The organism is Actinokineospora terrae (assembly GCF_900111175.1).
Lineage (GTDB): Bacteria > Actinomycetota > Actinomycetes > Mycobacteriales > Pseudonocardiaceae > Actinokineospora > Actinokineospora terrae.
This window is the reverse complement of record NZ_FOGI01000007.1, coordinates 391815-411641: the sequence shown is the minus strand read 5'-3', so window position 1 is coordinate 411641 and position 19827 is coordinate 391815. Positions and strand designations below refer to the sequence as shown.

The window sequence follows — 19827 nt, the reverse complement described above, 5'->3', positions numbered from 1 at the left end:
CCGCCGCAGACCCGTGCTCGTGTGTCCGGTCATCTACCCTGCCTCATCTCGGTCCCAGAGTCATCGTCGGCAGGCGAAGCCGCGGTAAAAGGGTCCAGAAGTCGTCACCTGCCGCCCTTACGTCCGTCCGTTGTTAACCCTGAGGTACGAGTTGTGGCGTTCTTGACCGAGGAGGGACGTAAAGCGGACCGCCCCGGGTTGCCCCGCCGCCGGGATTACCCTTCGGTAATGACCGGCACCGAGCTCACCGCGCGCCCGCTGGAACGCACCCACCTCGTGGTCAACCAGACCCCACCACTGCATCGCCTCGACCCCCTCGCGTGTGACCCGGCGCTGGTCAGCGCGGTGCGCGCGTTCGGGTCGGACGGCGTACTCGACTCGCTCGCCGCGGTCGCGCGGGAGTCCGGATCCGCCGAGGCGCGGGAACACGGACGGTTGGCCAACGAACACCCTCCGGTGCTCCACACCCACGACCGGTACGGCAACCGGGTGGACGAGGTCGAGTTCCACCCGTCCTGGCACTGGCTGATGACACGCGCTGTGGCACACGGGCTGCACGCCGCCCCCTGGGCCCCGGACGCGGGCGAGCACGCGCACCTGCGCCGCGCGGCGGCTTTCGCGTTGTGGTCGCAGGTGGAAGCGGGTCACGGTTGCCCGATCTCCATGACCTACGCGGTGATCCCCGCGCTGCGCCACGAACCGAGCCTCGCGGCCGTCTACGAACCCGGGTTGCTCTCTTCGGCTTACGACTTCGGTATGCGCCCCCCGGCGGCGAAAGCGGGGCTGCTCGCCGGGATGTCCATGACGGAGAAGCAAGGCGGCTCGGACGTCCGCGTGAACTCCACCACAGCAACACCTTCGGGGGACGGGACGTACGCGCTCGTCGGCCACAAGTGGTTCACCTCGGCCCCGATGAACGACCTCTTCCTCACCCTCGCGCAGGCGCCCGGCGGCCTCACCTGCTTCCTGCTGCCCAGGGTACTCCCGGACGGCACCCGCAACGCACTGCGCCTGCAACGCCTCAAGGACAAGCTGGGCAACAAGTCCAACGCCTCCGCCGAACTGGAGTACACCGGCGCGACCGGCTGGCGGGTCGGCGCGGAGGGCCGCGGCGTGCGGACCATCATCGAGATGGTCACGATGACCCGGCTCGACTGCGTCCTCGGCTCCACCTCGAACATCCGCGCCGCGCTCACCGAGGCGGCCCACCACGCCGCCCACCGCACGGCGTTCGGCTCGTCGCTGCGCGAGCACCCCGCGATGACGGCGGTGCTCGCCGACCTGGCACTGGAGTCGGAAGGCGCGACCGTGCTGGCGATGTGGCTGGCGTCCCTCGTGGACTCCGGCTCCCCGCTGCTGCGCCTCGCCCTGCCCGCGGCGAAGTTCACCGTGTGCAAGCGGGCGCCCGGCGTGGTGGCCGAGGCGCTGGAATGCCTGGGCGGCAACGGGTACGTCGAGGAATCCGGTCTGCCGCGGCTCTACCGCGAGGCACCGCTGATGTCGATCTGGGAGGGCTCGGGCAACGTGACCGCGCTCGACGTCCTGCGGGCGGTCCAGCGCGAGCCGCTCACCGTGGAGGCGTTGTGGCAGGAATTGGCGTCGACCGCCGGGGCTGACTCGCGTTTGGACGGTGCGGTGGCGGAGTTGCGCGCGGAGATCGCGGATCCCGCGCCGGAGCGGGCCAGGCGGGTGGCCGAGCTGATCGCGCTGTGCTTGCAGGCGAGCCTGCTGCTGCGCGTGTCGCCGGTGGTCGGCGAGGCCTTCGTCGCGTCGCGGCTGGGAGCGCGGTCGGGCGTGCTGGGGGTGCTGCCGCGCGGTGTGCCGGTGCGGGACCTGGTGGACCGGGTGACGCCCGCGGCCCGCTGATCGTCGGGTGTGGACTGGCCGCCGACCAGCCGTGCCGGTCGGCGGCTGTCGCCGCTCAGCCGGTCAGGTGGTGCTGCGCGGCGTCCTGGATGGCCTGGCGGGCCTGTTGCAGCGCCTGGTTGAGCGCCTCGGCGTGCGACTCGGCCTGGTGCAGCAGGTTGGTGATGTTGCCGGAGGTGGACGTGCTGCCCAGGATCGACGACACCTCGGCCCCGATGTTGCCCAACTCGCTGAGGAACTGCTGGGTGGCGTTGACCGGGACGCGGTCCGCGACGCCGTTCAACCGCTGCGCTTCTTCTTGGATGCTCATCCTCCGGATTCTCCCGTCGGCAGGTGACGCGACTCGGACCGGGATATTTTCGCCGACACCGGGCGGGCACCCGCGGTGATGGCCGGAACCCGCGCGCTCAGCGGTCGCTCTCGACCGAGATCCTGGCGTTGACCTCGCCGAGCGCCTCCTGGTACTCGGGCAGCGGGTTCATCGCGACCGCCATCCGCAGCTGGGTCTGCGCCTCGGTCAGCCTGCTCTGCCGCTGCAGCGTCTTGCCGAGCGCGAAGCGGGCGTAGTGGTCGGACGGGTCGAGCTCGAGCACCCGCAGGAAGGCCTGCTCGGCGCGGCGCAACTGGGCCGAGCCCAGGTAGGCGCGGCCCGCGAGCAGGTGCACGCTCGGCGCGTCCGGCTCGGCCTCCAGCACCGGGGCGAGCGCCGCGAGGGCGTCGAGGGGCCTGCGTTGGGCCACCAGTGACTCTGCGTGGCGGAACGCGGCGAACACCTCTGCGGGCTCGTGGCTCATGGTCAGATCAACTCTACGCGGGACGGGGTGGTAGTTCGACCCCAGAACAACTCGCTCCACGATGTGAGCCATCCCCCGGTCGTGTTCGTCTCCGACCGGGTCCGGGCACCGCTAGGCTCGACCCGGAGTAGTCGGCAGACGTTGTTAGGAGCACCACGTGGCGGTCATCGAGCAGGTCGGCGCGCGCGAGATCCTGGACTCACGCGGTAACCCCACCGTCGAGGTCGAGGTCGCCCTCGACGACGGCACGCTGGCCCGCGCGGCGGTGCCCTCGGGTGCCTCCACCGGTGAGCACGAGGCGGTCGAGCTGCGCGACGGCGACCCCAACCGGTACTTCGGCAAGGGCGTGGAGAAGGCCGTCACCGCGGTGCTCGACGAGATCGGCCCCGAGCTGCAGGGCGTCGACGCCGTCGACCAGCGGATCGTGGACCAGAAGCTGGTCGACCTCGACGGCACCCCGGACAAGTCCCGGCTCGGCGCCAACGCCATCCTCGGCGTGTCGCTCGCGGTGGCCAAGGCCGCCGCCGACTCCAGCGGCCTGGAGCTGTTCCGCTACCTGGGCGGCCCGAACGCGCACGTGCTGCCGGTGCCGATGCTCAACATCCTCAACGGCGGCGCGCACGCCGACACCGCGGTCGACATCCAGGAGTTCATGATCGCGCCGATCGGCGCGGAGAGCTTCCGCGAGGCGCTGCGCTGGGGCACCGAGGTCTACCACTCGCTCAAGTCCGTGCTCAAGGCCAAGGGCCTGGGCACCGGCCTCGGCGACGAGGGGGGCTTCGCGCCGAGCCTGTCGAACAACCGCGAGGCGCTCGACCTGATCCTGGTGGCCATCGACAAGGCGGGCTACACCGCCGGGCGCGACATCGCGCTGGCCCTCGACGTCGCCGCCACCGAGTTCCACTCCGACGGCGCCTACACCTTCGAGGGCAGCAAGAAGAGCTCCGAGCAGCTGATCGCGTACTACACCGAGCTGGTCAACTCCTACCCGCTGGTGTCGATCGAGGACCCGCTCTCGGAGGACGACTGGGACGGCTGGGTGCGGCTGACCGCCGAGCTGGGCGAGCGCGTGCAGATCGTCGGCGACGACCTGTTCGTCACCAACCCGGACCGGCTGGAGGAGGGCATCGCCCGCCGCGCCGCGAACGCGCTGCTGGTGAAGGTCAACCAGATCGGCACCCTGTCCGAGACCCTGGACGCGGTCACCCTGGCCACCTCTTACGGCTACCGCAGCATGATGAGCCACCGCTCCGGCGAGACCGAGGACACCACCATCGCCGACCTGGCCGTGGCCACCGGCGTCGGCCAGATCAAGACCGGCGCCCCGGCCCGCGGCGAGCGCACCGCCAAGTACAACCAGCTCCTGCGCATCGAGGAGACCCTGGGCGACGCCGCGCGCTACGCGGGCGAACTCGCCTTCCCCCGCTTCACCGCGGAGTCCTGACGCCGATGGTCGGGCGCGGAACCGAACGAGGCCGGGGGCGACGCGACCCCGTCGCCCGCGGTCCGGCACGCGTGCGGCGCACGCGCCCGACCACCACCACCCCGGCGCGCGAGCCGCAGTCGCAGCCCAAGCCAAGGCACACCCGCAAGGGCATCCTCGGCCTGGCCACCACCCGCCGCGCCGCCGTCGTCGCCACCGTGGTGTGCGCCCTGGCCCTGAGCATCGCGGTCCCGCTGCGCAACTACCTGTCACAGCGCTCCGAGATCGAGGTCTACGAACAGCGCCACGCCGAACTGGTCAGCCAGGTCGCCGAGCTCAACGCGCGCAAGGAACGCCTCTCGGACCCGGAGCAGATCCGCGCCCAGGCCCGCGAGAGACTCCGCTACGTGATGCCAGGAGAAACCCCCTACATGGTCGAACTCCCCAGCGACCCGGCCACCGCACCCGGCGCAGGCCAACCGGGCCACCCGATCCCGCAACAGGCCTGGTACGAGGGCCTGTGGGACTCGGTCACCGGAGCGGGCCGGTGACCCTTGAGCCGCCTAGCGACCTTGACCTGGCCACGATCGCTGAACAGCTTGGGCGCCAGCCGCGCGCCATCCGAGCGGTGGCTGCGCGTTGTCCTAGTGGGCATCCGGCGGTGATCCAGACGAATCCTCGGTTGGAGGATGGGACGCCGTTTCCTACGCTGTATTACTTGACCTGCTCCCGGCTTGCTGCGGCTATCAGCACGGTTGAGACCAGTGGCGTTATGCGGGAGATGACGGATCGATTGGCTTTGGATCCGGAGTTGGCTGCGCATTACTTGCGGGCGCATGAGTCCTATTTGGATGAGCGGGACGCGTTGGATCCGTTGGGGACTCAGGTTACCGCTGGGGGGATGCCTGGGCGGGTCAAGTGCTTGCACGCGTTGGTGGCGCATTCGTTGGCCAAGGGGGCGGGTGTGAACCCGTTTGGGGATGAAGCGTTGGAGTTGCTTTCGCCGCATTGGCCTGTGGGGGTTTGTGCGGGTTGAGCTTTAGCGGGTGATCTTGGGTGGGCGATCTTGTGGGGTGGGTTGTCCACAGGGGGTTGCGTCGGTTGGGGCGCTCTGTCGGTGGCTCTCGGTAGGCTGTATATCGGGGGGTGCTGTGGGCGGTTTGATCTTGAGCTGAGGGGTGTTCCGGCTCTCGAACTCGGCTTCGCCATCGACGATCAACGCCTCGCCTGCGGCATTGGCCCGGGCGCGAGTTTCGAGCTGTGCTCGATGCGGTGGACTTGTTTTGCGCGGGGCCCCGACACCAGCCGTGGCAGGACCGCAAAGCAGGGGCCGAAAAGCATGGCCCTGTCCGCGAACGACGCTACGACTGGCGCTCCCCCACACAAAACAACTCCACCCCATCGAGCCGGCTTGGCACCAGCGACTCCGAGGAGCGGTCCAGGGCCAACGTCGTAGAGGGGCGCGTGGTTGGCCAACGTTGTTCAGGGCGCAGGGTTGGCCAACGTCTGTGAAGGCCGGGTGGAGATCATCGTCGCCAAGTCCACCAGCTCGAATCGGCCGCTTCGAGCCGACGATCCTCCAGCGCAGGGACCTGTCCACAACCCCGTCAACCATCCACAGACCCCGGCCAAGCCCTATTGACAGATCGTCCTGGTCGATAGGTTCAGAGATGGGGCCCCGGGCCCCGGGAGGGTGGGTCCCCGGAGCGGAGTTGATCTTGAGCTGGGGGGCGGCGGGGCGCCTGGGGTGGGGGGAGGGGTCAGCCGAGGGTGGTGGCTTTTTGGGCGTAGGCGGCGGCGCCGCTGTAGACGGATTGGGCGTAGCGGGTGGATTCGTTGTAGGTGAGGATGGCTTTCCACCAGCCTGGGCCCGTGGCCAGGTCGCCGCCGGAGGTGCAGAGGTAGTTGGCGGCGGTCATGGCTGAGTCGTCGACGTTCTGGGGGTCTGGTTGGGCGCCGTCGGCGGCGGCGCGGAGGCCGAAGCGGGACCAGGTGGTGGGGAGGAACTGCATGGAGCCCACGGCGCGGTCCCACTGGGGGTCGCCGTCGAGGCGGCCGCCGTCGGTGTCGGGGATGGCCTGGACGCCGGGGGAGCCGTCCAGGGGGACGCCGATGATGGGTTTGGACAACTGGCCGTCAGCGCCGACGCGTGTGCCGCCGTAGCGGCCGTGGTGGGACTCGACGCGGCCGACGCCCGCGAGGGTCACCCAGGTCAGGTTGCAGGCGGGCAGCCGCTGCCTGGTGGCGGTCTCGGCGGTCGCGTACGCCTGGAGGGTGCGCTCCGGGATGTCGGTGGCCGCCGACAGCCTGCTGATCCACCCCTGCAGGTCATCCACCGGCACCGGCGCCGCGTGCGGTGGCACCTCGCCGCGGCGGACCGGCACCTCGACGACGGCGAAGCGCTGGGGCGGCGGTGGCGGGTCGCCGTCGTCGAGCAGCAGGACGGTCCCGGCGGCGAGGGCCACCAGGAAGGCGACCAGCGCGAGCCGCGCCACCACCCGGACACCCCGGCGCCGTCGCGGCTCCGGGGCCGGTTCCAGCGGGATGGACAGCGTGGTCGGCTGGGGTGTCGGAGAGGCGGCCACGAAATCCAGGCTACGTGCTCACCGGCGGTGCTCGTCCGCGGCCTCTGTCCTCTGCGACCGCCGCACCCGTGGTGACCAGCGCGGACGCCAACCGAAATCGCTACGCCTTCACAGCCTGCACCGCGTAGATCAACGGGATCCGGGGCGCGGTCCCCGGCAACGAGAACCAGCCGCCGGTGGTCGTCATGGTCGACCACCGCGGCCACGGCAGCTGCTCGGTCTCGCGCAGCCGGGTGATCCGCAGCCCCGCGCCGACCAGGGCGGTGACCACGTCGCCGATGCCGTGCTGCCACTCGTAGGACACCCGCGCCGACGCCAGCTCCGGGCCGTCGGTGTACGTGCGGGTGGCGTCGCGCTCGATGGCGCCGCGGCCGCTCAGGTAGTCGTGGCGCAGCAGCAGCTCCTCGCTGCCGTCCGCGGGCGGGACCGGGCTCAGCGCGTTGAGCAGCGGGTGGAACTCCACCAGGTACAGCTGACCGCCCGGCCGCAGCAGCCCGGCCACCTGAGCGGCCCAGACGTCCAGGTCGGGCACGTAGCAGAGCGCGCCCTTGCCGGTGTAGACGACGTCGAAGCGGGACTCGCCGAGGGTGGCGACGGCCGCGTGCACGTCACCCTTCACGTAGGAGACCGCCACCCCCTTGGCCTCCGCGAGCTGCTCGGCCGCGCGCACCGACGCCGCCGAGATGTCCAGCCCGACGACCCTGGCGCCCAGCGGCGGGAACGCGAGGGTCTCGGCGCCGATGTGGCACTGCAGGTGCACGAGGTCCTTGCCGTCGAGCGGGCCCAGGTCGGCCCACTCGAAGTCGCCGAACCAGGCCCTGGGGTCGCGCCCGGCCACGTCGTAGAAGCCGGACGCGAGGTGGATCGGGGTGCGGGCGTCCCAGTTCGCCTCGTTCGCGTGGATCATGGCCGCGGTCTCGGTGTCGAAGTCCATGATCCTCATCCTGCCGCTACGGCAGCGGCGGGATGGGCGGCGGCGTCGCGGCGGGCTTGGCGGCCAACCGCTCCAGGGCGATCTCGATGGCGGCGTCGAGCTGCGGGTCGCGCCCGGCCACGTGGTCCTGCGGGCGCACGACCACCTCGACGTCCGGGTCGACGCCGTGGTTCTCCATGCCCCAGCCGGTGCCCTCCATCCAGGTGGCGTAGCGCGGCTGGGTGACCAGGGTGCCGTCGACCAGCCGGTACCGCATGTCCACGCCGACGACGCCGCCCCAGGTGCGGGTGCCGACCACCGGGCCGATGCCCAGCGCCTTGATCGCGGCGTTGACGATGTCGCCATCGGAGCCGGAGAACTCGTTTGCCACGGCCACCACCGGCCCGCGCGGCGCGTCCACCGGGTAGGTCTCCTCGTAGTAGCCGTCGCGGGCCCGGCCCCAGCCGACGATGCGGCGGCTCAGCTTCTCCACGATCAGCTGCGACAGGTGCCCGCCGCGGTTCTCCCGCAGGTCGACCACCACCCCGCCGCGGCGCATCTCCAGCCGCAGGTCCCGGTGGAACTGCGCCCAGCCGTTGGCGACCATGTCCGGCACGTGCAGGTAGCCGATCCGGCCGTCTGTCGCGGCGTGCACGTGGGCGCGCCGGTCGTTGACCCACGCCTGGTAGCGCAGCGGCATGTCGTCGAGCAGCGGCACGACCACGACGCGCCTGGTCGCGCCACCGCCCTTGGGTTCGACGGTCAGCTCGACCGGGCTCCCCGCGGTGCCGACCAGCAGCGTCGCCGGGCCGCGCACCGGGTCGACCGGGATGCCGTCGACGGCCACGATCGCGTCACCGTCGCGGACGCCGACGCCCGGCGCGCGCAGCGGGGAGCGGGCCTTGGGGTCGGAGGTCTCCCCCGGCACGATCGCGCTGATCCGCCACGCGCCGTCCGCGTCGCGCTCGAAGTCGGCGCCGAGCAGGCCGAGCCTGCGCCGGAAATCGCCGCCGCCGCTGGTCGGCAGGACGTAGGCGTGCGAGGTGCCCAGCTCGCCGTTGACCTCCCACAGCAGGTCGACCAGCTCGTCGTGCGAGCCGATGGCGTCGACCAGCGGGCGGTAGGTGTCGAGCGCGCCCGCCCAGTCGACGCCGTTCATGTCGGCGCGCCAGAAGTGGTCGCGCATGAGCCTGCCGGACTCGTCGAAGGACTGCCGCCACTCCGCGGCCGGGTCGACCCGCACCCGGACCCGGCTCAGGTCGACGGTGATGTTGTCCTCGGAGTGGTCGTCGTTGTCGGCCTTGCGGTCGGCGGGCAGCACCCGCAGCGTCCGGCCGTCGCGGACCACGATGCGGCTGCCGTCGCCGCTGGGCCACACCGCGTCCAGGCCGTCGACCAGGACGTCGACCTTGAGCTTGGCCAGGTCGTAGCGCTCGAGCAGGGACCGGGGGGCCGCGGTGCCGGACTCGTCGAGGTCGTCGCCGAGCGAGCCGGTGAGCGGGTCGCGCAGCCAGGCGACGCCGCCCTTGACCGCCAGCAGCCGCGAGTAGCGGGCGGCGGGCACCGGGAAGGCCACCACGCGGTCGGTGATGCCCTCCAGGTCGACAGAGGTGCGCGGGGTCTTGTCGTCGGAGTCCTTGTCGCGGTCCTTGTCGTCGTCACCGCCGAAGGCCCGCCCCTCGCGGACCGGGGCGAACGGCGACGGCGTGAGCGCGGCGAGCGGCGCCAGGTAGGGCCGGGAGCCGTTGGCGAAGGACACGTCGAACACGTGCACGTCGTAGATCGGGTCGAAGCTGCGCGAGGACAGGAACGCCAGGTGCTTGCCGTCGAGGGTGAACGCCGGGTCGGAGTCGACGAACCGCAGCGGGGTCACCTCGACCACGGTGAGGCTGGTCGTGTTCACCATCTTGATGTGCCGCAACGGGTCCGGCCCCGGGTGCGACCAGGCCAGCCACGCCGAGTCCGGGGAGAAGGTGACCCCGGTCGGGTCGGACTCGGTGGCCCTGGCGATCTCGCGGACCTCGCCGTCGTCGGCGTCGACCAGCAGCAGCCGCCCGTCGTGGGTGACCACCGCGACCCGCCTGCCGTCCGGCGACGCGGCCAGTTCCAGCACCCGGCCCAGCTCCCCGGTGGCGACCCGGCGCGGGCTGACCCCCGGCTCGCGGCCGTCGACCGGGCCGAACTCCAGCGCGTCCTCGCCGTCGGCGTCGGTCACCCACACCGCCTGCCCGGTCGTGCCCAGCACCTGCGGCAACCGGGCGCGGACACCGGGTTCGACCGACAGCGCCCGCACCGGGCCGTCGCGGTGGGTCACCCAGTGCACGGTCCCGCGCACCTCGACCGCGCTGGCCCGCCCCGAGCGGTCCGGCCCGAGCCAGCCGATGTTGCGGCCCACGTTCACCGGGTACACCTGCCGCGACCCGCGCGGGCCGCCGAGCTTCACCTCGACCGGCCTCGGCTCGGCGTCGAGGCCGTCGAGCAGCCAGATCTCGCCTGCGCGGTGGTAGACGACCCGCTCGCCGTCGGTGCTGGCGTTGCGGGCGTAGAACCCGCTGTGGTCGCTGTGCTTGCGCACGTCCGAACCGTCCGGTTCGCACGAGTAGAGGTTCCCGACGCCCTCGTGGTCGGACAGGAACGCGATCCGGCCGCCGACCCACAGCGGGCAGACGATGTGTCCGTCCACATCGGACAGGATGCGCTCGAAGTCGCCGCCGCCGCGCCGGTCCACCCACACCTTGCCCGCGGTGCCACCCCGGTAGCGCTTCCACCAGGCGGGCTCGCGGGAGATCGGCGTGCCCAGCACCACCCCGCCGTCGGCGGCCAGGTCGAGCGAGGCCACCGGCCCGTACGGCAACCGCTCGGCGGGCGCCCCGTCCAGCGGCAGCCCGTACGCCCAGGTCGCCCGGATCGACGCCCGCCCGGTCGACGACTTCGCCGCCACCCTGCCGTCCCCGGTCCACCCGATGACGGCGGTGTTGACGTCACCCCAGTAGCTCAACCGGTCACTCGCCCCACCCACCACCGGCGCGACGTGCACCTCCGGCTCGACATCACGAGCACTCGTCCAGGCGATCGTCGACCCGTCCGGCGAGAACCGCGGGTTGCTCACCGGAACCTGGTCAGCCGACAAGCGCCACGCCCGGCCGCCGTCGACCGGCGCCAACCACACATCGTCCTCGGCGACGAAGGTGATCAGGTCCGCGTGCAGGTGGGGAAATCTCAGGTAGGCGTCGGTCACCCTGCCAAGTTAGCCACACTCGCCCCACCGCGGTGCCACTTTCACCGCCTAACCCCACCCCATCCACCGACTGCCGTAGCGCCCCACCCCATGTCAGCCACTTCCCCACCACAAAGCCACTTCCCCCGCCCCCCGGCAACCAATCCCCCGCCACCACCCCCGCCCCCTCAAGATCAACTCCGCTCCCGGGACCCACCCTCCCGGGGCCCGGGGCCCCATCTCTGAACCTATCGACCCCGAAGGTTTGTCAATAGCCCTCGACGCCCGGCTGTGGATGGTTGAAGGGGCTGTGGACAAGTACCCGCCCTGAACGATCCTCGGCGAGAAGCGGCTGATCCAAGCCGTTCAAGACTCGGCGACGATGGCCTCCACCCGGCCTTCACCATCGTTGGCCGAAACGCGCCCCTCACAGACGTTGCCCTAACGCGCCACCAACAACGTTGGCCCACCACGCGCTCCTCGGAGTCGCTGGTGCCAAGCCGGCTCGATGGGGTGGACTTGTTTTGTGTGGGGGGACGGCACCCGTAGCGTCGCTCACCGTGGCAGGGCCTGCTTTTCGGCCCCTGCTTTGTGGTTCTGCCCGGGTGCCGTAGGGGCTCCGCACAAAACAAGTTCGCCCCATCGAGCAAAGCTCGAAACTCGCGCCCCCACGCAATGCCGAAGGCGAGCCGTTCACCGTCGACGCCGCAGGCGAGACCGAGAGCCGGACTACCCCCAGCTCAAGATCAAACCCGCCAAAGCAGCCCCCGATACAGCCTACCGAGAGCCACCATCAACCAAGAAGACTGAAAACCACCGCTGTGGACAACCCACACCCATCGGGACAACCCCAATCAGGACAACGCCCACAGCCAACAACACAAACCACCAACCCGAACCAAGATCAAGCCGAACCCCAGTGCGCCCGCCACCCCTCCGCACCGAGTTCAACCCCCGCAGCCCGAGCCGACTTCTCCGCTGCTCGTACCCGATCCGCGAACCCCCGAGCCACCTCACGCAACTCCTGCTCCGGATCCACCCCGCTCAACCGAGCCCGGGCCGCCAGAGCGAACAGCTGCGATCCCACCGACTCCCCCTCAGGCAGCAGGTCAGCCGGAAACCCAGCCTTCCCCGCCCGCTGCACCAGTTTCGCCGCCAACGCCACCGCGGGCTGCCCCATGGCGACCCCGTCAACGCTCGACGAGCGTTGCTTCTCCTGCTGCTTCAGCTCGTCCCATCGCCCCTGCTGCGTTTCCGCGTCCCACACCGCCGGGCCGTCTGCGAACACGTGTGGGTGACGGGAGACCAGTTTGTCCACCAGCGCAGTGGCGACGTCGTCGATGGTGAAGGGGGCGGTGGGGTCTTCCGAGGCAATGCGGGCGTGGAAGAGGACTTGGAGGAGGACGTCGCCCAGTTCCTCTTGGAGGGCGGCGCGGTCGGACTCGTCGATGGCGTCGAGGAGTTCGTAGGACTCCTCGACCAGGTACTGGCGGAGAGACTCGTGCGTCTGTTCCGCGTCCCACGGGCAGCCGCCTGGCGAGCGGAGGGTGTCCATGACCTGGGCCGCGAGGATCAGGCCTGCACCGCTGGTCCGGTAGACCGGGACGCCGGGCAAGGAGTACGTGGGGTCGTCGGTCAGCAACACGATCGGGGCGTCGGTTGACACGTCCGGGGGAAGTGGGCCGTCGCCGAGGGCCGGGTCGACGCCGCCTGCGACGTAGACGTGGCTGGCGGCGCGGAGGAGCGGTAGTGCTGACGCGGGCAGGGTCGTGGCGGTGAGGACCACCACGGCGGTGCCCGGGTGGGGGGTCACCGCTGGGGCGTGTTCTTGATCGGCATGACCACGCCGAGGGTCTCGGACTCGCTGCCCGCGACGTTCATGTCGGCGATGTCCCACACGCCGTAGCGGGGGCTGATGGTGATGCCGAGGTCCTGGCCGGTGGTCTGCAGCAGCCTGCGGCCGAGCGAGGTGGCGACGCGGGGGTCGTTCTGGGCCTCGGCGGTGGGCTTGCCGTCCTGGGTGCGCTTGAGGATGACGGCGACCACCCAGTTGGCATTCTCCGGGTTGGGCTGGAACGCGATGACCGAGTTGGCCGGGGCGCCGAAGATGACCGTGCCCGCGATGTCCGGGGCGGCGCCCGGGGTCAGCGTCTCGCCCTTGGCGGCCTGCGCACCGGCGGCGACGTCGGCGTCGATGACCTTCGCGGCCTCGGCGAGGCCCTGGGACAGCTCCTTGGCCTTGTCCAGCGCCTGCTGGCGCAGCGACCCGGTCTTGCCCTGCTCGGCGGCGGCGACCAGGGTGAAGTCGAAGGTGACCGACAGCTTGTCCAGCTGCGCGGTGCCGAACTGGGCCAGCAGCAGGTAGTCGTGCGCCAGGTAGTCGGCGGGGAAGGTGCGGTTCACCGCCTGCTGCACGATGGCCTCGGGCGAGGCGCTGCCGTCCGCCGGGAACTCCTTGAACGAGCCGGTGATCTGCTCGGCGAGCTCGGTGACCGCGGCGGGCTCGACGGTGATCCGCTGCTTCGCCGAGTAGTCCTCGATCAGCTCGTGCAGCACGAGCTGGCGCAGGATCGCGCGGGAGAGCAGGGCGAGCTTGCGCTGGTCGGCCAGCACGCGCACGGCGGGCTCGGCCTGCGTGGCCTTCTCCACCAGGTCCTGGACCTCGTTGACGCCGATGGTCTTGCCGCCCACGATCGCGGCGGTGTTCACCTGACTTGGCCCGCTCGCGCAGGCGCCGAGCACCAGTCCGAGCGCGAGGAGAGACGCGACGAAGGGGCTGCGGCGGCGGATGACGGTGGTCACAGTGGCCAAGCCTCTCACAGGACCCCTGACGCGGCGACGAGTACCCGACCGTGTTACACGCCGTGAGCGGCGCCGCCGCCGCGCAGCAGGTGCGCGAGCTGCTCGCGCAGCATGGCCGCGTCGGCGGGGGCGAGCGCGACCCAGGGGCGGCCGTCCGCGCGCACGGTGCGCATCAGCGCGTAGCGGCCGTCACCGGCGACGTCGAACCAGAACAGCGACGGGCCGCGCTCACCGTGCGTGGTCACGCCGAGCTGCCCGGCCCGGAGCCTGCGCGCGGCCAGCAACTCGGTCAGCGCGGACACCTGCTCGGCCTGTTCGGCAGGCCACTGGCCGCCGGGCAGCCTGCCAGCCCGGTCCGCGGGCAGTTCGGCGACGACGGCGGAGACGAGGGCGCTGATCCCGACATCGCGGACGAGGACGTCGCCGCCCGCGTGCTCGCTCGGTCCGGGTTCCTGGGTGGCGATGGCCGCGCGCCTGCCGACCCTGGCGGCCAGGACCCGGTGCGGGGAGTCGGAGCCGTCCTCGGCCATCCACACCGAGTCGACGGAGATCTCGGGGGCGTGCAGCATCCGCAGGCTGGCGTCGAGCTCGGGGTCGACCCGGTCGCCGCGGCCGAGGATGCCCGCCGTGCGCAGCCTGGCGCGCACCCGCTCGTTGACCTCCGCCTGCTCGCGCTGGGTGATGCCAGCGCGGGCCACCTGCAGCGGGTACGGGAAGACGTCCATGCCGAGCCGGTCCCACACGTGGCCGAACTCCTCGGGGGTGAGCGTCCAGCCGAGCTGGGTCGTCAGGGTCACTGCTGCTCCCCGATCACGGGCGGCGCCGCCTGGATGCCTGCGCCGAACACCTCGTCCTTGTCGATCTCCGTCAGGTACCGGTTGCGGTGCTCGGTGTCCTCGTCCCCGGTCGAGGAGCCGCGCGCACCCATCGGTCCCGGCGCGCCCGCCGAGCCGGGGCGGGGCGCCGTAGCGGACCCTTTCGCCGACGCGGGCCCACCGGTAGGGCCGAACTGCCCTGGTGGCACCGTGGCCGACCACGGGCGGGGGCCGCGCGAGTCCGTCCGCGCGGTCGCGTTCGGACCCGAACCGACCCCGGTGCGCATGCGGCTACCTGCGGGAACAGCCCCACCGGTGATCGGCGGCTGAGCCGAGGACGGCACGGTGGACGCCGGAACCGTTGGCACGGTTGGTGTCGCGGAGGACACGGTGGGCGATACGGCGTTCGGCGGCACAGTGCCCGATGGGACAACGGGTGATGACACAACACCCGATGACACCGTCGTGTGGTGCGCCGCGGGCGGGAGGTAGTCGGCCGGATGTCTCGACGGGGCGGTGTAGTCGGGTGGACCTGATGGCGACACATGCGTTGGTACGAATACGGGACGGCGGTCGACAAACGTCCACTGGGGACGCGAATCGGACGCCGTGGCCTGGTAGACGTTGGACGAGGACTGCGGGCTATCGCCCGTGCGCGTACCCGGTGGTGGTGGGAACGCGGGCACGCTGCTGTCGACGTAGACATAAGGGCTTGTGAAGTACGTGGCCATGACCTGGCGCGCACGGGCTAGTGCGGCCTCGCGTTCGTCGAACTGCTGACGCATGTCGTAGACGCCAGCGGCGCTTGCACTTGCTGCCGCTAGAGGGCCGTAGCCGCCGCCGAACGCGGCACCCGTCAGGGCAGCCGTCATGTTGCGTCGCCAGTTGAAGTCAACGGGCTCAGGTAGGTGTGCCTTGGTGTTGCGGACCGCCTGGGCTACCTCGGCGAGTTTGTCCGCTGTGCCGTGCATGGAGTCGCTCAGGTCTGTGGCCCACGCGCGGTAAGGGTTCACGGTGGCGCTAGCGCGCTCGGCGGCCTCACCGGTCCAACTGACGCCAACGATCTTCGACAGGTCGTCGCTGAAGTCCTCGAAGGACTGGACGAACCTCGCGCCGAGGTCCCGCCACCCGTGCGCGGCCGCGTCGATCTTGCCGATGTCGATCCCGTGGACCATGCGCTTGAGGTCGTGGTGGTCCCACACCCACCAGTTGTCCAACTCGGCCAGTCGAGGTGAGTCGAACCCGGCGAACTGGCCGTGCTCGGGGAACTGGCCGTAGTGCGGAACTCTGGCGGGCTCCAAGGTCACCGGCTGCCACCGATCCACCGCATGCTGTCGAGGTCGGCCTCGGCGTAGCCGTCGGCGATCGCGCGGAACTTCTCCGCCATGTCCCACAACTCGGCCCGGACCTGCGCCACCCGGTGGTCGAAACCGTGGTACGCGGCGGCCTTGTCGGCGAACTTGAAGGCCATCTCCCGGCCCGACCGGCAGTCGCCGTAGTCGATGTACTCGTGCACCGTCGCCCCCGCGACGAGCGCGTCGAGCCGGTTGATCTGCGCCATGCAGTGCGCGGTAGCGCGGCGCGCCTCGTCGGGACTGATCGAGAACTCGCCGCTCATGACCGTTCCTCCCCTGGTCAGCCGCCCTTTCCAGGCCGCTCGCCAGGGGAGTCGCCGAGTGCGGGACCTGTGTTACCGACCACAGCACCGTCCACGCCCTGGACGCCGCTTAGTCGCCGGCCGTCCCCCCGTCCGACACCGTCCCCCTCACGACCCGACGCCCACCCCCGCGGGCGCGACCTCAAGGGAGGCAAGGAACTTGACGCACCAGTCCAGGAGGTCGCGGTCACGCAGGACGGGGGCGCCGATGCGGCCGCCCGCGGCGCCTTCGGTGGGGCGGGGGATGGTGATGGTGTTGGTGACCGCCTTGTGGGTCGCCTTGGGGTGCAGGCGCTTGAGGCGGACCAGTTGGGAGTCGCGCAGGGGCAGCGGGGCGAAGCGGATGGAGTTGCCCTGGGCGATGGCCTCGGTCACCCCGTGTGCTCGGCACTGCTGGCGGAACCTGGCCACCGCCAGCAGGTTCACCACCGGGGCCGGAGGCTCGCCGTAGCGGTCGACGAGTTCCTCGCGGACCGAGTCGAGGGCGGCCTCGTCCGGGGCGGCCGCCAGTTTGCGGTAGGCCTCCAGGCGCAGGCGCTCGCCGGGGACGTAGTCGTGCGGGATGTGGGCGTCGACCGGGAGGTCGACCCGCACCTCGGCCAGCTCCTCCTCGTCCTCGGCACCCGGGGCGCCCGCGTGCTTGCGGAACGCCTCGACCGCCTCGCCGACCAGGCGGACGTACAGGTCGAACCCGACGCCCGCGATGTGGCCGGACTGCTCGGCGCCGAGGATGTTGCCTGCGCCGCGGATCTCCAGGTCCTTCATGGCCACCGCCATGCCCGCGCCGAGCTCGGTGTTCTGCGCGATGGTGGCGAGCCGGTCGTGCGCGTGCTCGGTGAGCGGCGACTCCGGCGGGTACAGGAAGTAGGCGTAGCCGCGTTCCCTGCCGCGGCCGACCCGGCCGCGCAGCTGGTGCAGCTGGGCCAGGCCGAGCATGTCGCCGCGCTCGACGATCAGGGTGTTGGCGTTGGAGATGTCCAGGCCGGTCTCCACGATCGTGGTGCACACCAGCACGTCGTGCTCGCGTTCCCAGAACCCCTGGATGATCTTCTCCAGCCGGTCCTCGTTCATCTGGCCGTGCGCGGTGACCACCCTGGCCTCGGGGACCAGCTCGCGCAGGGCGCGGGCGGCCTTCTCGATCGAGGACACCCGGTTGTGCACGAAGAACACCTGGCCGTCGCGCAGCAGTTCGCGGCGGATGGCGGCGGCGACCTGCTTGTCGTCGTAGCCGCCGACGTAGGTGAGGATCGGGTGCCGGTCCTCCGGCGGGGTGAGGATGGTCGACATCTCGCGGATGCCCGCCAGCGACATCTCCAGGGTGCGCGGGATCGGCGTCGCCGACATGGTCAGCACGTCGACGTGGGTGCGCAGGGACTTGATGTGCTCCTTGTGCTCGACGCCGAAGCGCTGCTCCTCGTCGACGATCACCAGCCCGAGGTCCTTGTACCGCAGGCCGGTCTGCAGCAACCGGTGCGTGCCGATGACGATGTCGACGGAGCCGTCAGCGAGACCTTCGACAGTGCGCTCTGACTCCTGCGGGTCTGTGAACCGGGAAAGGCCGCGGACCGTGACCGGGAAGGAGTGCATGCGGCCCGCGAAGGTGTTGAGGTGCTGCTGGGCGAGCAGCGTCGTCGGCACCAGGACCGCGACCTGCTTGCCGTCCTGCACCGCCTTGAACGCCGCGCGCACCGCGATCTCGGTCTTGCCGTAGCCGACGTCGCCGCAGATGACCCGGTCCATCGGGACGCCGCGCATCATGTCGGCCTTGACCTCGTCGATGGCGGCGAGCTGGTCGATGGTCTCGGTGAACGGGAACGCGTCCTCCAGTTCCCGCTGCCACGGGGTGTCCGGGCCGAACGCGTGCCCTGGCGCTGCCTGGCGGGCGGCGTAGAGCTGCACCAGCTCCGCGGCGATCTGCTTGACCGCCTTCTTGGCCTTGGCCTTGGTGTTCTTCCAGTCGGAGCCGCCGAGCTTGTTGAGCGTGGGCAGTTCGCCGCCGACGTAGCGGGAGATCTCGTCGAGCTGGTCGGTCGGCACGAAGAGCCGGTCGCCCGGCTGGCCGCGCTTGGAGCTGCCGTACTCCAGCACGAGGTATTCGCGGGTGGCGCCTGCGACGGTGCGCTGCACCATCTCCACGTACCGGCCGATGCCGTGCTGTTCGTGCACGACGTAGTCGCCCGGCTTGAGCGCCAGCGGGTCCACCGCGTTGCGGCGCCGCGACGGCATCTTGGCCGACATGTCCTTTGTGGACGTGCCATGCCGTCCGCCGGTCAGGTCCGCTTCGGTGAGCAGGACCAGGTTCGAACCGGGCGCGATAAGCCCGTCTTCGATGGCACCGCACACAACGGTGACCAGTCCGGCGCGCGGGGGCTCCGACAGGCCTTCCTCGGCGAACACGGCCGACACGTCGGCGTCGGCCAACTGCTCGACCGCGCGCTTGGCTGTACCGGCGCCAGGTACGACCAACACCGCCACGCCACCGGTAGCCGTATGTGCGCGCAGGTCGGCAAAGGCTCGTTCGATCTCACCGCGGTAGCCCTCGACCGGGCGCACGTCGAGGGTGATCGAGTCCTCGTCGGGGGTGGTCAGCTGCGAGAGGGTCCACCACGGGTGGTCGCTGTCCCTGGCGTGCGCGGCGACCTCACCGAGATCGCGGTAAGCGGAGGCGCCCAGGTCGATCGGGGCCTTACCGCCACCGGCCGCGGCCATCCAGGAAGCCTCTAGGAACTCTTGGCCCGTGCGGACGAGGTCGTGCGCACGGGTGCGGATCTTCTCCGGGTCGTTGAGCAGGACGTGCGTGCCCGCGGGGACGACATCGGTGAGCAGCTGCATCTGGCCCGCGACCAGCGCTGGGATCAGCGCCTCCATGCCCTCCGACGGGATGCCCTCGGCGAGCTTGACCAGCATCTCGTGCAGGTGCGCGTCGGCCTGGTGCGCCTCGGCCAGCGCGGCCGCGCGCGCCCGCACGGCCTCGGTGAGCAGCAGCTCCCGGCACGGCGGCGCGGTGACCTCGGCGACCTCGCCGGGCAGCGACCGCTGGTCGGCGACGGCGAACGGGCGGATCTCGCTGACCTCGTCGCCCCAGAACTCGACCCGGACCGGGTGCACCGCGGTCGGCGGGAACAGGTCGACGATGCCGCCGCGCACCGCGAACTCGCCGCGCTTCTCGACCATGTCGACCCTGGCGTAGGCCAGGTCGGCGAGCCTGCCGAGCACCGCGTCGAAGTCCTGCTCGACGCCGGTCCGCAGGTGCACCGGCGCCAGTTCACCCAGCCCGGGGGCCATCGGCTGGATCAGGCTGCGGACCGTGGCGACCACGACCTTGAGCTGACCGGCCGCGTGCTCCTCGGGGTGAGCGAGCCTGCGCAGCACCGCCAGCCGGGCACCCACCGTGTCGGCGCGCGGCGAGAGGCGCTCGTGCGGCAGGGTCTCCCAGCTGGGGAAGTCCGCCACCGCGTCCCGGCCGAGCAGGTCACCGAGCACGGCGACCAGGTCGTCGGACTCGCGGCCGGTCGCGGTGATCGCCAGCACCGGCGCCCTGGCGGCGAGCGCGGCCACCACCAGCGGCCTGGCGGCGACCGGGCCGGACAGGACCTTGGTGGGGGCACCGGCCGCGTCGCTGATGGCGACGGCGGCGGGGTCGGCGAGCAGGGTGGTCAGCAGGCCGTGCAGCTTCGACACGAGCGGGGTGTCCTTCATGGCGAGGGTGTGGTTGGGCGTCTTGGGGCGTCCACGGGCGTGCGGGGTCGCCCGGC

Annotated in this window: 15 protein-coding genes; 4 read left to right on the top strand and 11 right to left on the bottom strand. The window is 71.2% G+C overall.

Annotated features, from left to right (window positions below; all coding sequences use genetic code 11):
* Positions 1–228 precede the first annotated feature (228 nt).
* Positions 229–1866 carry an acyl-CoA dehydrogenase family protein gene (locus tag BMY07_RS18340; RefSeq protein ID WP_092779800.1) on the top strand — a complete coding sequence of 546 codons (1638 nt, stop codon included), beginning with the start codon at positions 229–231 and terminating at the stop codon, positions 1864–1866.
* Between the two features lie 55 nt (positions 1867–1921).
* Here the strand turns inward: BMY07_RS18340 and BMY07_RS18335 are convergent, their stop codons facing one another.
* The gene (locus BMY07_RS18335) at positions 1922–2176 is read right to left on the bottom strand and encodes a hypothetical protein (protein ID WP_121393767.1); all 255 of its coding nucleotides are present in this window, start codon (positions 2174–2176) and stop codon (positions 1922–1924) included.
* A 97-nt stretch (positions 2177–2273) separates the two neighbouring features.
* Positions 2274–2660 (bottom strand): tetratricopeptide repeat protein, encoded by a 387-nt coding sequence (locus tag BMY07_RS18330; protein ID WP_092779796.1) that lies wholly within the window; start codon positions 2658–2660, stop codon positions 2274–2276.
* A gap of 157 nt (positions 2661–2817) precedes the next feature.
* Between BMY07_RS18330 and eno the strand changes: the two genes are divergently transcribed.
* The 3 genes from eno (at position 2818) to BMY07_RS18315 (ending at position 5119) form a co-directional block, all read left to right on the top strand.
* Complete coding sequence (gene eno / locus BMY07_RS18325; protein WP_092779794.1) at positions 2818–4104, top strand: phosphopyruvate hydratase; 1287 nt, start codon at positions 2818–2820, stop codon at positions 4102–4104.
* A gap of 71 nt (positions 4105–4175) precedes the next feature.
* Positions 4176–4634 carry an FtsB family cell division protein gene (locus BMY07_RS18320; protein ID WP_245782468.1) on the top strand — a complete coding sequence of 153 codons (459 nt, stop codon included), beginning with the start codon at positions 4176–4178 and terminating at the stop codon, positions 4632–4634.
* On the top strand, positions 4631–5119 hold the full coding sequence (locus BMY07_RS18315; RefSeq protein ID WP_092779790.1) for a DUF501 domain-containing protein: 489 nt from the start codon (positions 4631–4633) through the stop codon (positions 5117–5119). The genes BMY07_RS18320 and BMY07_RS18315 overlap by 4 nt, the downstream gene beginning before the upstream one ends.
* Positions 5120–5843: 724 nt before the next feature.
* On the opposite strand, the gene BMY07_RS18310 is transcribed toward BMY07_RS18315, so the two are convergent.
* The 9 genes from BMY07_RS18310 to mfd all read right to left on the bottom strand — a co-directional run bounded on the left by BMY07_RS18310 (position 5844) and on the right by mfd (position 19771).
* Positions 5844–6668, bottom strand: a complete 825-nt coding sequence (locus tag BMY07_RS18310) for a lytic transglycosylase domain-containing protein (protein ID WP_245782467.1) — start codon at positions 6666–6668, stop codon at positions 5844–5846.
* A 100-nt stretch (positions 6669–6768) separates the two neighbouring features.
* Positions 6769–7602 carry a class I SAM-dependent methyltransferase gene (locus BMY07_RS18305; RefSeq protein WP_092779788.1) on the bottom strand — a complete coding sequence of 278 codons (834 nt, stop codon included), beginning with the start codon at positions 7600–7602 and terminating at the stop codon, positions 6769–6771.
* Between the two features lie 16 nt (positions 7603–7618).
* Complete coding sequence (locus tag BMY07_RS18300; RefSeq protein WP_092779786.1) at positions 7619–10819, bottom strand: S41 family peptidase; 3201 nt, start codon at positions 10817–10819, stop codon at positions 7619–7621.
* Between the two features lie 883 nt (positions 10820–11702).
* Complete coding sequence (locus tag BMY07_RS18295; RefSeq protein ID WP_092779784.1) at positions 11703–12611, bottom strand: nucleoside triphosphate pyrophosphohydrolase; 909 nt, start codon at positions 12609–12611, stop codon at positions 11703–11705.
* Positions 12608–13600, bottom strand: a complete 993-nt coding sequence (locus tag BMY07_RS18290) for a SurA N-terminal domain-containing protein (protein ID WP_092779782.1) — start codon at positions 13598–13600, stop codon at positions 12608–12610. The genes BMY07_RS18295 and BMY07_RS18290 overlap by 4 nt, the downstream gene beginning before the upstream one ends.
* Before the next feature lie 53 nt (positions 13601–13653).
* Positions 13654–14397 carry an ESX secretion-associated protein EspG gene (locus BMY07_RS18285; protein WP_092779780.1) on the bottom strand — a complete coding sequence of 248 codons (744 nt, stop codon included), beginning with the start codon at positions 14395–14397 and terminating at the stop codon, positions 13654–13656.
* Positions 14394–15722, bottom strand: coding sequence for a PPE domain-containing protein (locus BMY07_RS18280; protein ID WP_092779778.1), 1329 nt, complete (start codon positions 15720–15722; stop codon positions 14394–14396). The genes BMY07_RS18285 and BMY07_RS18280 overlap by 4 nt, the downstream gene beginning before the upstream one ends.
* Positions 15719–16033: a hypothetical protein gene (locus tag BMY07_RS18275; protein WP_092779776.1), complete on the bottom strand. Its 315-nt coding sequence runs from the start codon at positions 16031–16033 to the stop codon at positions 15719–15721. The genes BMY07_RS18280 and BMY07_RS18275 overlap by 4 nt, the downstream gene beginning before the upstream one ends.
* A gap of 147 nt (positions 16034–16180) precedes the next feature.
* A complete protein-coding gene (mfd, locus tag BMY07_RS18270; RefSeq protein WP_177215627.1) occupies positions 16181–19771 on the bottom strand; it encodes a transcription-repair coupling factor in 3591 nt (1196 codons plus the stop codon).
* Positions 19772–19827: the final 56 nt, after the last annotated feature.

Excerpts from the sequence above, each read along its gene's own strand:
- BMY07_RS18340 (WP_092779800.1), top strand. The coding sequence starts at position 229 with ATGACCGGCACCGAGCTCACCGCGCGCCCGCTGGAACGCACCCACCTC.
- BMY07_RS18335 (WP_121393767.1), bottom strand. The coding sequence starts at position 2,176 with ATGAGCATCCAAGAAGAAGCGCAGCGGTTGAACGGCGTCGCGGACCGC.
- BMY07_RS18330 (WP_092779796.1), bottom strand. The coding sequence starts at position 2,660 with ATGAGCCACGAGCCCGCAGAGGTGTTCGCCGCGTTCCGCCACGCAGAG.
- BMY07_RS18305 (WP_092779788.1), bottom strand. The coding sequence starts at position 7,602 with ATGGACTTCGACACCGAGACCGCGGCCATGATCCACGCGAACGAGGCG.
- BMY07_RS18275 (WP_092779776.1), bottom strand. The coding sequence starts at position 16,033 with ATGAGCGGCGAGTTCTCGATCAGTCCCGACGAGGCGCGCCGCGCTACC.
- mfd (WP_177215627.1), bottom strand. The coding sequence starts at position 19,771 with ATGAAGGACACCCCGCTCGTGTCGAAGCTGCACGGCCTGCTGACCACC.